Below are 14,231 nucleotides of genomic sequence, written 5' to 3'. Positions count from 1 at the left end.
TGCCCCGCCGCCCGTATCGCAACTCAATGCGGATCGTTTTCGACCGCTCCGCTGAGTCGTTCAACGTCTCAATTGGCTTGTTCCCGTTAAAACCTCGGTAAGGTTAACGTGGGTCCGGAGCCGCTTCAAGCACCGGTGCCAGCGGACATCAAAGGTTCGGCGATTTTGAGTTTCGGGTGTGGCATTGAAGTCAGACCCGGTCGCCTCGCCGTTCGGGAGCTGGACGAATACCGGCCTCGCCCTACTTGCGCTTGATGCCGATCGAGCGGCCCGCGCGCTCGGGCATGGGCAGGGCCGAATGGGCGGCGCGCATGGCTTCGATCCTGGCCAGCACATCGGCGGGGAAGGGTGCCACCTTCGGCCCCGCCATGTCGACATGCAGCGACAGGGTCTCGGACGTGGCGGCGAGCCAGCCGTCGACATGGCGGATTTCCTGGTAGGCCCTGAGCCGCTTCTCGTCATGGTCGATGAGCTGGAAGGAAACCGTGACCTTGTGGTCCAGGTGCAGCTCCTGCACGTAGCAGACATGGACTTCGGCGGTGTAAATAGTGAGCCGCCGCTCTTTCACGTAATCCAGCCCCATGCCCATCGCTTCGAAGGCCTCGTCCGAACAGCGGTCGAACAGCACGTTGTAATAGGCCATGTTGAGATGGCCGTTGTAGTCGATCCAATCCTTCTCGATATCCATGGGCCTGGAGACGAAGGGGGCGGGGATGGACATCGAAACTTCCTTGTTCTGGTGCTGGACACAGCGTGGCTGGTGAGACTACGCATCCATAATCGCATGACAAGCATGCGTGCTGGTCCATTCGCGGAGGAATTCATGGCTCTGAGCGACCTCAATCCGGTCGAACGCAACGAGGAAGGCATCGCGGCGGTGCTTGGCATCCTCAAGCAGCGGCTGGGCGAGCGCTTCCAGACCGGGGAGGCTATCCGTTCGCAGCATGCGCACACCACCACCTATATTCCGACGCAAGCGCCGGACGGTGTCGCTTTCCCGGAGACCACGGCCGAGGTGCAGGAGATCGTGCGCGCTTGCGCCGCGCACCGCGTGCCGGTGATTGCCTTCGGCGTCGGCTCGTCGCTGGAAGGCCATACCAACGCGCCCGGTGGCGGCATATCGGTCGATACGTCACGCATGAACCGCATCCTTGCGGTCAATCCGCCGGATCTCGACTGCACGGTCGAGCCTGGCGTGACGCGTGAGGATCTGAACCGGCATCTGCGCGACACCGGGCTGTTCTTCCCGATCGATCCGGGCGCCAATGCCTCGCTGGGCGGCATGGCGGCGACGCGGGCCTCCGGCACCAATGCGGTGCGCTACGGCACGATGCGCGAAAACGTGCTGTCGCTGACGGCGGTGATGGCAGACGGTGAGACGGTGACGACCGGCAAGCGGGCGAAGAAGAGCTCGGCCGGCTACGATCTGACGCGGCTGCTGGTCGGCTCGGAAGGCACGCTCGGCATCATCACCTCGCTGACGCTCAAGCTGCAAGGCATTCCGCAGGCGATCTCCGGCGGTGTCTGCCCGTTTCCGAGCGTCGAGGCAGCCTGCAACGCGGTCATCGCGACCATTCAGATGGGCATTCCCGTGGCGCGCATCGAACTGGTCAACGCGCTGCAGATGCGGGCGATGAAGAATTATTCCAAGCTCGACTATCCCGAGAGCCCTTGCCTGTTCGTCGAGTTCCATGGCAGCGATGCCGGCGTCGCCGAACAGGCCGAGACTTTCGGCATGATCGCCGAAGAGAATGGCGGCGGCCCGTTCCTGTGGACCAGCGTCGCCGAGGAACGCTCCAAACTGTGGAAGGCAAGGCATGACGCCTACTGGTCGTCGTTGACGCTGCGCCCGGGCGCCAAGGGGCTTTCCACCGACGTCTGCGTGCCGATCTCGCGTTTTGCCGAATGCGTCACCGAGACCGAAGCCGACATCGCCGAAATGGGATTGATCGCGCCGATCGTCGGCCATGCCGGCGACGGCAATTTTCACGTGTTGGTGCTGATGGATGTCAACGATCCCCAGGAGATCGCGTTGTCGGAAAAATTCGTCGCGCGGCTCAACATGCGGGCGATCGCCATGGACGGCACCTGCACCGGCGAGCACGGCATCGGCCAGGGCAAGATCGGCTTCCTGCGCCACGAACTCGGCCATGGTGTCGACATCATGCGCACGATCAAGCAAGCGCTCGACCCGCAAAACATCATGAATCCGGGCAAGATATTGCCTGGCGACGATCATTAGATGTCGAAAGCCGAGACTTTGCGGCCGATCGCGATGCCGCCGTCGAGCGCCGGCGCGCCGCTGCCTCATGTATTTGCGGATGAAGGCAGGCTGCTCATAGCCTACCTGGCCAACATCCCGGGCCCGTCATTCGATGGCACAAACCCGCGATCGGTTTCTGCTGCAACCGGCAACCAGACCGTCGTTATACTGGCGGCAGATCCCTATCTGGCGTTGCAATTTGGACCGCCGAACGACGAAACGATCAGTGGGCATCGGTTGCATGTATTGGGTTTGCAGCCCTATTCCGCGTTCGAAGTCGTCAATTCGTCCTGGATCGAATCTCTTGAAAGGGCAAATCGGGTTCACTCGTCCCATGCGCCGGAGCTGTTCTCCGGCTATCGGCATTTCATCCTAACGTTCCACGATTCCACACTTGAGTTCGTCGCCGCGAGTTTCTCGACCAGCCTTCATGAAGGTGCGGTCCTCGCCGCGTTGATGGAGGCCGCCGTAAATCCTATCCCACATCATGTCGAAGCCGGTCCGCTTTCTCGATAGGTTTTGGCGGCACGATTGTTCCGATTTGCCGTGCCTTGACGGCGCCGCCATTCAGTTCGAGGCTTCCTTTGGCAACCCTGAAACACGGGTCTGCCGGCTGAGGAGGACTGTCATGGCCATTTCACGCAAGGAAGAAGCCCGCGCGCTGAGCGCCGATGAAAAGGAACTGGTGGAGAAATCGCACCATCCGGCGGTGCAGGATCTTTCCGACGCCGACCTTTCCGGCCTGGTCAAGCTGCTGCGGGAGCGGCGCGACAAGGCGCAGACCGAAGCTCACCGCCGTCGGCGGGAAATACGCGGCAAGGGCGCGCCCAAAGGCGCGGCCGCCTCGAAGGCCGATGGTGGTTCCCAGGTGAAGCTGGCGGTGCTGGCGATGGCCATGCGGCGCCTGAATGGCGAGGCCGAACGCCGGCGCCAACTGGCGGCTCGCGTTTCGCTGGTCGGAAATGCACGCAACGCCCTGGCGATGAAGCAGGATGCGTCGGCGGACGGTCCCGCTCACAATTCGCGGACGGCTCACAAGGGCATGCGGGTCGTGGCCAACGAGCGGACGCCGAAGCTGGTGCGGCCGGCGGAACTTGGCCGCCAGCGCAAGGCGGGCAAGGTGGCGCAGGCGAAGCGCGACGCACGCTGAGGTTTTTTCAATTGTGACTGTCGGCCCGCCACCTTAGCGTGCAGCGGGATTTGCCTCTGCTTGCTCTGGACAAAACCCCAGCATCAGGCGCCAAAAAATGTCGTGCTGCCCTGCGAGATGGAGACGTCCAAAAATCCCTGCTTTGTCCCGGATTTGTTTTCAGATCGGCCGACGCGACGCAACACTGGGTGAATTGCCTCTTTATCGACACGCGGATGCGGGTAGAGTGCGGCAGAATTTCAATCAACCAGTTCGGAGCTGATGCTCGCACGTCTGTTCGTGATCTTCGGTGGCTTTTTCGTACTGGTGCTATGCGCTGCACTGGTGGTGCCGTACTTTGTCGACTGGACCGGCTACCGCGCCGAGTTCGAGCGCGAGGCAAGCGCCATCCTTGGCCGCAAGGTGACGGTGCAGGGCGACGCCACGGCAAGACTGTTGCCGTTCCCTTCGGTGACCTTCTCCAACGTCGCGGTCGCCGGCGGCCCCAACGGCCAGCCGGCGATGACCGTCGAGACGTTTTCGATGGATGCGGAACTGGCGCCTTTCCTGCGCGGCGAGGTGCTGATCTTCGACATGCGGCTGGTGCACCCGAAAGCGACAATCGGTATTGCCAATGACGGCACGGTCGACTGGGCGATGCGCCCGTCCACGCCGGTCAATCCCGGCCAGATCTCGATCGAGAAGCTGACGGTGACGGAGGGGCGGATCGAATTGCGCCATGCCGCCGGCGGACGCAGCCATGTCTTTTCCGAGATCAACACCACCATTTCGGCCAAGTCGCTGGCCGGGCCGTGGCGCATGGATGGCACGTTGCGGCTTGACGGGTTGCGCACCAAGATCGCGGCATCGACCGGCAAGGCCGAACCTTCCGGGCAGATGCGGATCCGGCTGAAGGCCGATCCCGACGCCTATCCGCTGGTGATCGAAACCGATGGCAATGCCGGCATCGTCAATGGTGCCGCCGCCTATTCCGGCCAGTTCAAAGTCTCCGGTGCCGACAAGAATGGTGCCGACAAGAATTCGGCCCAGTCGCGCGGCAGCGACGGCGAGACGGTGAAGGTCAGCGCCGGCAAGCCGGATCCCGGCTTCCGGCTGAACGGCAAATTCTCGCTCGACCACCGGAAGCTCGGTGTCGACGAATTTCGTTTCGAAACGGGTCCGCTCGACAACCCTTACACCGCCGACGGCAAGGCTTCGGTGGATCTCGGCCAGAGGCCGAGCTTCGCCATCGAGGCCAACGGCGCGCAGGTGCAGTTCGACGAGGCGGTGGGCGCCCAGGCCGGCGCCGGCCTGACGCTGGACCAGCGCATTGCCGGGCTGGAGCAGGCGCTGCTCGAACTGCCGAAGCCGACCATACCCGGCACCGTCGAGGTCAGGCTGCCCGCGGTGGTGGCCGGCGACACGACCGTGCGTGACGTCCATCTCTCCGCCGAACCCGTCGAAGGCGGCTGGTCGGTCAAATCGCTTGCCGCGACGTTGCCCGGCCGCACCACGCTGGAAGCCGACGGCATGCTCAGCGTCGAGGACCGTTTCGGCTTCACCGGTTCGCTCCTGCTCGCCGTCGCCCAACCTTCCGGCTTTGCCGCCTGGCTGTCGAAGGACGTAGACGAGGCGATCCGCCGTCTGCCGGCCGCCGGCTTCAAGGCCAAGGTCGATCTCTCGGAGAAGCGCCAGGCCTTCAGCGATCTCGAGCTGATCCTGGGCAAGGCGAAATTTTCCGGACGCATCGATTCCAGCCAGCCCGACGATGCCAGGCCTTCGGTGCTGATGCGGCTCGAGGGCGGTGAGCTCGATGTCGATGGGCTGGCGGCCTTCGCCTCGATCTTCGTCAGCGACAAGGGCGCCAACCGCTTTGCCGATCGCGATCTCGATTTTCAGATCAAGGCCGGGCCGGTCAGCGCCGGCGGGTTGACCGCCGACACGGTCGACACGGCGCTCAGGCTGCGCGACGGGTTGCTTGAAGTCGACCGGCTCTCGGTTGGCGGGCTGGCCGGCGCCTCGATCAGCGCCACCGGCCGGATCAAGGATTTTGCGGCAAGCCCGACCGGCAAGCTCGATGCCTCGGTTGTCGCCGTCGACCTGAAGCCGCTGATCGACGTTGCCGCGCAGCATTATCCGGGCAATGCGGTGCTGAAGGGACTGGCGAGCCGCGCCGCTGCCTATCCCGAACTTTTCCAGGACGCCCGCGTCGACCTTGTGGCGAGTGCCGCCGACAATGGCGACGGCACAACGGGGCTGGCGGTAAGCGGGCAAGGCAAGGCCGGTGGTTCGGCTTTTTCCGCATCGCTGTCGGGGAAGGGGGCGCCCGACAAACTGCTCGAAGCGCCGGTGACGCTGACCTTCAACGCCAAAAATCCCGATGCCACAACGCTGTTGGCGCTCTACGGCCTGCCGGCGCTGCCGCTCGGCATGTTGGGCGAGGCAAGCACGGATATCCAGGCCAAGGGCACATTTGGCGGCGGCCTGGCGACGAGTTTCAATCTCGCCGGCAATGACTTCAGGGCCGGCTTCGAAGGAACTGTCGCGGCGACCCCGCAGGGACCCACGGCAAAGGGCAAGATCAGCCTTGATGCCGCCGACATCGAACCTTGGCTGATGACCACAGGTATCGGTCTGCCGGGCATGGGGGCTGGCATGTCGACGTCGCTTGCGGCGCAGGGCGATTATGGCAACGGCCTGTTGGTGCTCGACAATGTCAATGGTGCCATCAACGAAGCAGCGGTCTCCGGCGACGTCAATATCGATATCAAGGACGGCGCGCCGCATCTGGCCGGCGCGCTGGTGCTCGATGAACTCGACCTCGATCCGTTGGCGGTGGCGCTGTTTGGCGATTCCGCTTTCCTTGTCGACAATAACGGGGCCGACAAGAACGGGGCCGACAAAACCGCGAGCGACAAGGGCACCGTGTGGCCGGCCGCGCCGTTCAGCCAGAAATCCAGCCTGCCGTTCAGCGCCGACCTCGACCTGACGACGGCGGCATTGGCAGCCGGCCCGTTAGCCACCGCCTATGGCGCCGCCTTTTCACTCAAGCTCGACAAGGAAGGCATCCGTGTCTCCGACCTCAAGGCGAAATACCTGGGCGGCGCGCTGACCGGCCTGTTCGAGTTGAAGAACAATGACGGCACCGGGCTTTTCACCGGCCAGATGAAGCTGGCGGGCGCCGATCTGGCAAACGTGTTGCCCGACGCCGGCATCAGCGGCAATGGCGATTTCTCGACGACGCTGTCGACCAGCGGCAAGTCGGTCGATGCGATGGTCGCCGCCCTGTCGGGTTCCGGCACGGCGGCACTGAGGGGGATGCAGGTCGCTGGCGTCAATCCCGATGCGTTCAGCGCGTTCCTTGCCAAGGCGGATGCCATCGGGCGCGATATCGACGCGGCCAAGACCGCCGCCTTTGCACCTGACATTGCCGCCGATGGCAGCTTTGCCGCCAAGGACGCCGACATCGCCTTCACGGTTGCCGGCGGCATGCTGAGGGCGCCGCCGATCAGTCTCGAGAATCCGGCGGCGACCTTGTCGGCCGACGTCACCGCCGATTTCAACGCCAGCACGGTTTCCGCCAAGGGCGCGATCACCTATCGGCCCGGCGACGAGGCACTGGTCGGCTCCGAGCCGGTCATGAATTTTACCGCCGAGGGTCCATTCGGCGCCGTGAAGCGGCAGTTCGACAGCGAGCCGCTGGCACAGTTCCTGACCCAGCGCGCGCTGGAAAAGGAGCAGCAGCGCGTCGAAGCGATGCAGGCGGCGCTGCTGGAGAAGCAGCGCCTGCGGCGCGAGGTGCGTTACTACGCGGCGCTGCAGGACGCGCGCGACAAGGCCGCCGAGGAACTGCGCCAGCAGGAGGAAGCGGCCCGCCTGAAAGCCGAGGCGGACGCCAAGGCGAAAGCGGAGGCTGACGCGCAGGCCCAGGCTGAAGCGGATGCGAAGGCGAAGGCCGAAGCGGAAGCGAAAGCCAAGGCTGATGCCGACGCCAAGGCAAAGGCCGACGCAGAAGCGCAAGCCGCCGCGGAACAGCAAGCGGCGGACGAGGCCGCCAAGGCGCAGGCTGAGCAGGAACGCCAGAACGCGGAAGAGGCGATGCGCATCGCAGCGCAGGAAAAGGCCAGGCAAGATGCCGAGCGCAAGTCCGCGGAACGGGCGTCCAAGGTCGAGCGTGCGCCGTTGCCCGAGGCCAACGACAACCCTCCGGCCAAGCCAAAGGCCAATCCGTTCACGATCGACAATCTGCTGAAGTCGCTGCAGTAGGGCAGTAGGGCAGTAGGGCAGTAGGGCAGTAGGGCAGCCGCCTTCCCCGCTCGCGCCGAAAGATCAGCGCCGCCGACAACCGGATCAACAATGGGACGCGTCTGCGCGCCGTTTGGAGATCAGTCCTTCAGGGTGTTCTGGAAGGACTTGAAGGCGGTCGCCGCGGGCTTGGCGGTGAGCTGTTCCTGGAACTTGGCGAAGTCGGCGACTTCCCAGTGCTCCGCGAGTTTGCCATCGGCGATCCGGTAGAACTGGAAGGCGGCGAAATCGACGCGGTTCCCGGTCGCCTTGATGTCCCCGAAATCATTCACCTGGGTGCCGCTGACACGGTTCATCACCGCCACCCGATCGCCTTCGCCGATAATCTGCTCGATGGTCCAGGTGAAGTCCGGGAAGCTGGCCTTCAGCCCCTTGAGGTAGCTCCGGACGACTTCGATTCCCGAGGTCTGCCCCTCGAGCTTGTCGCCATAGTCCTCCGATACAATGTCAGCGAGCCGGCTGAGGTCGCCGGAATTGAACATCTCGAAATAGCGATGCACGATGGCTTTGTTGGCTTCGGAGTCGGACATCAGCGGATCCTTCTTGCAACGGTCTAGGCGTCTTGCGGATGCAGGATATGTTTTGCCGAGGCATCGCCGGCGGCGACTGCCTCATAGGCCTTCACGGCATCATCGAGCGGCCAGGTCTTGAGCGGCGACGGTCGCAACGCGCCGCTCTCGAAACCCGGGCGAAGCGCGTTCATGATCACCGCGATTTCGACGCCTGTGAGCTTGGCGGTATCAACGCCGATCAAACGTTGACGGTTGTGATAGAAATCCGTCAGATCGAATTCGACACGGCGCGAACCGACGCTTGTGATCGCCACCTGGCGGCCGTCCAGACCCATCGACTTCATCGCCAGCTCGAAGACCGGCCCGCCGACAGCGTCCAGCACAAGATTCACGCCTTTGTTCTCGGTCAGCGCCGCCACCATGGTGGGCAGGTCCTTGGTTTTCGTGTTGATGAAGATATCCGCTTCGGAATCCTGGCTCATGTTGATGTCGGCGCCGATCACGCGAGCCTTCTTCCAGTGCCCAATCTGGATCGCCGCGGGGCCGACGGCGCCGGACGCGCCGGTGATGAGCACCGTTTCGCCGGCTCGGATATCGCCCGCCACCACAAGCGCGGACCACGCCGTGACAAAGGGGACGCCGATGGCGGCGGCCTGCTCCATCGACAGGTTCGCCGGCATCTCCGAAAGCCAATCTTCCGGTATGGCAACGAACTGGGCATGGGAGCCGTCGCGGTTGATGCCGAAACCGGCGCCGTTGCCCCATACGGACTTGCCCGCCCAACGGCTCGAAGCTGCGACGACCGTCCCGGCATAGTCGCGGCCAGGCGTGCGCGGCAACGTTGGGTTAAAGACGCCGGAGACAAACTTCACGTCGCTGGGATTGATCGCCGAAGCAGCACTTTCACCAACGCCTCGCCCGCTTGCGCGACGGGCTTTGCGATAGTCTGAACGCCCAGGACCGAGGGCGGACCAAAGGCCGAAAAGCGAACGGCGCGCATCGTCGTCATCGCCAGTCTCCAGACATGAGAACCTTCACCGGGCTACGCCCCGACGCGGAATTGAAGAGCGCTCGAAAGCCGAACTTTTAACCCGCCGATCTCTACAAACCGGAGGGAGGTCGTGCGGCAGTAACCAATGAGGTCCGGAAGGCGAAACCCGCGGCAGCCTGGCAGCGGGCTTCGCCGTGCCGTCAGGCTCCGCCGTGCGAGCCGAGGAGTTGCCATTCCCACGCCAGACTGGTGCCGGTCGCTCCACCATGGTCCAGGAGGACCTGCGCCAGCGCCGGAACGGTGGATTCCCGCGCCCAATCGCGCTGGAGTTCCGATGCGAATACTATCCAGGTCAGCGGCACGCCGCCGGCCTGGATCATCCGTTGAACGCCGCGATCATGCGCTTCCGTGCTGACCCCGCCGGAAGCGTCGGTCACAAAGTAGACTTCCCAGCCTTCGCCAAGCGCCTGGATGACGGGGAAAGCGAGGCATATTTCGGTCCACAGGCCAGCGATGACGACTTTCTTCCGACCGGTCTTCTTCACCCAGTCGACGCAGGCCTTGTCCTCCCAGGTGTTGATAGTGGTCCGGTCGATCGGAACCTGATCGGGAAACACGTCCTGGATCGCCTTGAGAAGCTCTCCACCGCGATCCTTGATCACCGTCGTCAGAAGTGTCGGCACATTGAACGCTTTGGCCACCTTTGCGAGAGCAACCGTGTTGTTGATCATGATTTGCGGGTCGATGTTTCGAACACCCGCAACCTGGAAGGCCTGATGGTCGATAAGCACAAGGACGCAATTCTCGGGCGTCAACATCGCCTCGAGACCAACCTTGGGGAATACTGCAGCGGCCATGTAATTTCCTTTTGTCATTTTCGCAGACGGGTCTGCGCCCATCCGCATGGTGGTTCAATCTTCAATTCAAGTGATCGAATAGCTGGTTCGTACGGGATCAGATTTGACCGCAGTTGCATCAGGCGAACAGTCAGATACGGTCGAGCGTGACGTTCGACGCCATCGACAAGCCGTTACGAGGCGTGTGGATCATCGAACTAAATTGACTGTCTTGCGGCGAAGCCGGCGCTACGCGCCGACTGGAGCCACCAGCGCTCCAAGCGCGTCGCCTCTCAACGGATTCAGGCGACCCGTCTCTGGTCTTTGTCTTATGCCTGTCGTGTTGCCAAAACCGAAGTCACTTTTGGGTGACATGCATTCGCTCGCTATTCCCATTTGCTCAATTCGACGTCTGCTGCTCGGGCGACATTGCGCGCTTGCGAAAGCAGCGCTTTCCCGTTGTCAGTGAGCCGGGCCGGCGGGTGGAATCTCGTTCGAAAAGCGTGACGCCAAGCTACGCTTCCAGATTGGTGATCGTGTAGCTGACAACCGAAGTGGCTCGGTTGAGCTGGCGCGCCAACGTCTGATCAATTGCGAGTGTTTCTGACCGTGATCGACGTTGGAAGTTTCGCGCGCGCGGCGTGCCGGGATCAGACATGACGATTTTCTCGAATAGAAGACTCGAAATTTTACAAGTTTCGTACCTTGGTCAGGGGCGCTACCATTCGCAACAGACGACTCCACCGACTTCAGAGGACCTGGCAAATGACCTATGCGATAATCGGATCTGGCGCCATCGGCCATGCCATCGCCACGCAATTCGCGCGCCAAGGCATCGATGTGATGGTGGCCAACAGCCGAGGACCGTCGTCGCTCACCGACATGGCACGCGCACTCGGTCCCAACATCAAGCCTGCCACCACCGGTGACGTGGTCCACGCCGATGTGGTGATCCTGGCGATTCCGTTTGGTGCCATTCAGGCGTTCGCCGGGAGCACGGGTGCCGATTGGAACAACCGTCTGGTGATCGACGCGAGCAACGCGGTCGATTTTCCAGCGTTCAAGCCCGCCGATCTGGGCGGCCGTCTCTCAACCGAAATCGTTGCTGAGGCTTTCCCTGGCGCCCGTGTCGTGAAGGCCTTCAATACGGTCCCGGCGGCAAAACTGGAAGCGCCGCCAGCGCAGGCGGGCGGGCGGCGCGTTGTGGTGTTGTCTGGTGATGACGGCAGCGCGAGGTCCCAGGTTGCCGCTCTCATCGAGCGACTCGGCTATGCGGCGCTTGACCTCGGCACGCTGCGGCAGGCCAGCCATCTGCAGCAGTTTGGCGGCACGCTGGTGGCTCAGGACCTGATCAAGCTGGCCTGATCTTGCCATGCACCGAGACAGCGCCGTTGGCAGCAACGGGGACAGCCATTGATTTCACGGCATCGCTGCTTTGGCTGTCCTGCGTCCAAGACCCTGCGGCGAAGCCACAGGATTCGGGTGCCGGGAAATAATCAGTATCGTTCCACCCAAGACCCGAGACGTCACTCGCGGTCCCGATCGAGCAGGCGCCTCAGCACGGGTTCGATGCGCGAGAGCTCGTCGAGATGCGCCGCCGACAGCTCGGCCAGGCAATCGTCGGCGCGCTCCGTCAGCCGCAGCAGCACACGGCGATGGTCGTCCGTGTCCTGATCCCGCACGACCAGTCCCGCCTCGCTAAGGCGGTTGACCAGTTCGACGGCGCTGTGGTGGCGGATGCGCAGGCGCTCCGCCAGATCGCCGACCGTCACCGGTCCGCCGCCCGGATATCCCTTGATCGCCAGCAGTGCCTGATGCTGGCGCGGTGTCAGGCCGGCGTCTTCCGCCTGCAACTGGCTGAATTCGAGAAAACGGCGGATCAGATAGCGAAACTCGGACAGCCGCTGGTAGTCGGCCTGTTTGATGGCGGGGCGAGATTTTGCGGGCTGCGTCATGCCAGACATTTGTTCGTTTTCCGGCGAAAGCTCAAACGGATTTCAGGCGAAACCGGCTTGAATAATTATATCGCGTTACGATACATAGCCAGCCGACAGTCCGGCTGGCCGTTTCGACCGTGCCGCATATCCCAGACACGGCCCGCCGCCAGGAAGCAAACCACGATGAAGACCCATCAACCCAACCCCGGTCATCTCAGGGATTTCACCACAGATGCACGGGTGCTGTTCATCGCGGCAATAGCCGTTGTGGTCGCCACGGCTGGGCTGTTTGCCGGCATCGTGCTGTTGAAGCTGATCCGGCTCGCCACCAATATCGCCTATTTCGGCCAGTTCTCGCTCGCCGAGCTGAAGCTGCAGGACACGCCGCTTGGGCTTGCCGCCGTCATCGTCCCGGTCATCGGTGCGCTGATCATCGGCCTGATGGCGCGCTATGGCAGCGAGAAGATCCGAGGCCATGGCATTCCCGAGGCCATCGAGGCGATCCTGCTCGGACGTTCAAGGCTCGATGCCAAGGTGGCGATCCTGAAGCCGCTGTCGTCGGCGATCTCGATTGGCTCCGGCGGGCCGTTCGGCGCCGAGGGGCCGATCATCATGACCGGCGGCGCCATCGGCTCATTGATCGCGCAGATGCTGCCGGTCAGCGACAATGAGCGCAAGACATTGCTGGTGGCGGGGGCGGCGGCGGGCATGACCACCGTGTTCGGCACGCCGATCGCCGCGATCATGCTCGCGGTGGAGCTGCTTCTGTTCGAATGGACGCCGCGCAGCTTCATTCCCGTTGCGGTTGCCGCGATCATCGCCGAGGTCGAGCGCACTCTGCTGCATCTGCCTGGGCCGATTTTCCCGTTCCAGGGCGGCATGGCGGTCTCGTTCCTTGGGCTTGGCGGCTGGGTTCTGGTCGGCATCTGCGCCGGCTTGCTGTCAGGGCTTTTGACGCGGATGGTCTATGCCTGCGAGGACGGCTTCCAGAAGCTGCCCATCCACTGGATGTGGTGGCCAATGCTCGGCGGCTTGGTGGTCGGCATAGGCGGGCTGATCGAGCCGAGGGCGCTTGGCGTCGGCTACGACAATATCGCCGACATGCTCGATGGCCGCACGCTCGCCACCGCGGCACTGCTCCTGCTCGTGGTCAAGGCCATCATCTGGTCGGTGGCGCTCGGTTCGGGAACATCCGGAGGCGTGCTCGCGCCGCTTCTGATCATGGGCGGGGCGATGGGGGCGGTGCTTGCCGGAATTCTGCCTCCGGCGGACCCGGGTTTCTGGACGCTGCTGGCCATGGCCGCCACGATGGGCGGCACGATGCGCGCGCCGCTGACGGCGACTTTCTTCGCCGTCGAATTGACCGGCAACACGCATGTGCTGGTGCCGCTGATCACGGCCTGTGCGGCGGCGCACGCCGTGACGGTGCTGCTGATGAAACGTTCGATCCTGACCGAGAAGATCGCCAGAAGAGGACATCATCTGGTTCGTGAATATCGTGTCGATCCCTTCGCGCTGACCAGGGTGCGCGAGGTGATGACCTCGCAGGTCGAGAGCGTGCCGGCGACCATGACGCTGCATGGCGCGGCGGCTTTCCTGACCGCACCGGAAACGCGGCATCCGAGCTTTCCTGTGGTCGATGAGAACAGGCAGGTGCTCGGCCTCATCGATCCGCCGGCAATTCTGCGCTGGCGCCGTGCCGGCAAGCACAGGACGACGACGCTCGGCGACTTGCTCGCCGGAAGCAAGGTGACGCTCGCCTATCCCGACGAATATCTGGAAGGCCTCTCCGACAAGCTGCTGATGGCCAACGTGTCCCATCTGCCGGTGGTCAATCCCGAAAGCCTGCAACTGGTCGGCTATGTCGGCTGGAAGGATCTGATGCGCGTGCGGTCTCGGAAACAGGCCGAAGAACGCGACCGCTCGACTTTGCTCGGCTTCAGCACCCGCCGCGGGAAACAACAAGGCGTGGCTTGACGAAGCCCGATTGCCGATCCGATGCCGGTCGCCAGCAGTCGGCTGCTGACGGCCGGCCATGGCGGTTGGAACGTCTAACGTTTTGTGAGGATATCGGACTTAACATGCGTGCCCGAAGGGGTGCTGCCTTGGATACGACCGGTGACGATTTTTCCGAATATCACGTGCCGCCGCGGCGCATCCTCATGCATCATCCGCGCCACGGCTCGTCGCTGGAGCGTTTGAGCAGGGAACGGCTGGTGGAGCTCAATTTCCTTGAATTGCCACATACTCCCGAGCTC

General features: G+C 63.3%; 11 protein-coding genes and 1 pseudogene. 6 read left to right on the top strand and 6 right to left on the bottom strand.

Features of this window, described 5'->3' with window-relative positions; all coding sequences use genetic code 11:
• Positions 1-241: 241 nt before the first annotated feature.
• Complete coding sequence (locus FJ938_RS16965; protein WP_140607962.1) at positions 242-721, bottom strand: thioesterase family protein; 480 nt, start codon at positions 719-721, stop codon at positions 242-244.
• 102 nt (positions 722-823) lie between these two features.
• On the opposite strand from FJ938_RS16965, the gene FJ938_RS16960 reads away from it, so the two are divergent.
• The 4 genes from FJ938_RS16960 (at position 824) to FJ938_RS16945 (ending at position 7,658) form a co-directional block, all read left to right on the top strand.
• Positions 824-2,242 (top strand): FAD-linked oxidase C-terminal domain-containing protein, encoded by a 1,419-nt coding sequence (locus FJ938_RS16960; RefSeq protein WP_140607960.1) that lies wholly within the window; start codon positions 824-826, stop codon positions 2,240-2,242.
• Positions 2,243-2,779, top strand: coding sequence for a hypothetical protein (locus FJ938_RS16955; protein ID WP_140695554.1), 537 nt, complete (start codon positions 2,243-2,245; stop codon positions 2,777-2,779). It abuts the gene before it with no gap.
• A 112-nt stretch (positions 2,780-2,891) separates the two neighbouring features.
• On the top strand, positions 2,892-3,413 hold the full coding sequence (locus FJ938_RS16950; RefSeq protein WP_140695552.1) for a hypothetical protein: 522 nt from the start codon (positions 2,892-2,894) through the stop codon (positions 3,411-3,413).
• Between the two features lie 261 nt (positions 3,414-3,674).
• Positions 3,675-7,658, top strand: a complete 3,984-nt coding sequence (locus FJ938_RS16945) for an AsmA-like C-terminal region-containing protein (protein WP_140695550.1) — start codon at positions 3,675-3,677, stop codon at positions 7,656-7,658.
• A gap of 119 nt (positions 7,659-7,777) precedes the next feature.
• Here the strand turns inward: FJ938_RS16945 and FJ938_RS16940 are convergent, their stop codons facing one another.
• The 4 genes and pseudogenes from FJ938_RS16940 to FJ938_RS29965 form a co-directional block, all read right to left on the bottom strand.
• The gene (locus FJ938_RS16940; protein ID WP_140695548.1) at positions 7,778-8,227 is read right to left on the bottom strand and encodes an ester cyclase; all 450 of its coding nucleotides are present in this window, start codon (positions 8,225-8,227) and stop codon (positions 7,778-7,780) included.
• 23 nt (positions 8,228-8,250) lie between these two features.
• Positions 8,251-9,081, bottom strand: coding sequence for a zinc-binding alcohol dehydrogenase family protein (locus FJ938_RS16935; protein ID WP_140695546.1), 831 nt, complete (start codon positions 9,079-9,081; stop codon positions 8,251-8,253).
• A 319-nt stretch (positions 9,082-9,400) separates the two neighbouring features.
• Complete coding sequence (locus tag FJ938_RS16930) at positions 9,401-10,057, bottom strand: hydrolase (RefSeq protein ID WP_140607946.1); 657 nt, start codon at positions 10,055-10,057, stop codon at positions 9,401-9,403.
• Positions 10,058-10,458: 401 nt separating this feature from the next.
• Positions 10,459-10,613: pseudogene (locus tag FJ938_RS29965) on the bottom strand (LysR family transcriptional regulator); the annotation flags it as partial.
• Between the two features lie 188 nt (positions 10,614-10,801).
• On the opposite strand from FJ938_RS29965, the gene FJ938_RS16920 reads away from it, so the two are divergent.
• Entirely contained in the window at positions 10,802-11,401 is a 600-nt protein-coding gene (locus FJ938_RS16920; protein WP_140695543.1) for an NADPH-dependent F420 reductase, read from the top strand.
• A 161-nt stretch (positions 11,402-11,562) separates the two neighbouring features.
• Here FJ938_RS16920 and FJ938_RS16915 read toward each other — a convergent pair whose 3' ends face one another.
• A complete protein-coding gene (locus tag FJ938_RS16915) occupies positions 11,563-12,000 on the bottom strand; it encodes a helix-turn-helix domain-containing protein (RefSeq protein WP_140695541.1) in 438 nt (145 codons plus the stop codon).
• A 156-nt stretch (positions 12,001-12,156) separates the two neighbouring features.
• Here FJ938_RS16915 and FJ938_RS16910 point away from each other — a divergent pair, with 156 nt between their 5' ends.
• Complete coding sequence (locus FJ938_RS16910; RefSeq protein ID WP_140695539.1) at positions 12,157-13,950, top strand: chloride channel protein; 1,794 nt, start codon at positions 12,157-12,159, stop codon at positions 13,948-13,950.
• The last annotated feature ends 281 nt before the right edge of the window (positions 13,951-14,231 follow it).

It is taken from the genome of Mesorhizobium sp. B2-4-14 (genome assembly GCF_006442155.1).
Taxonomy (GTDB): Bacteria; Pseudomonadota; Alphaproteobacteria; order Rhizobiales; family Rhizobiaceae; genus Mesorhizobium.
The sequence above is the reverse complement of the archived record's forward strand: the minus strand, read 5'-3'. Positions and strand labels throughout refer to the sequence as shown.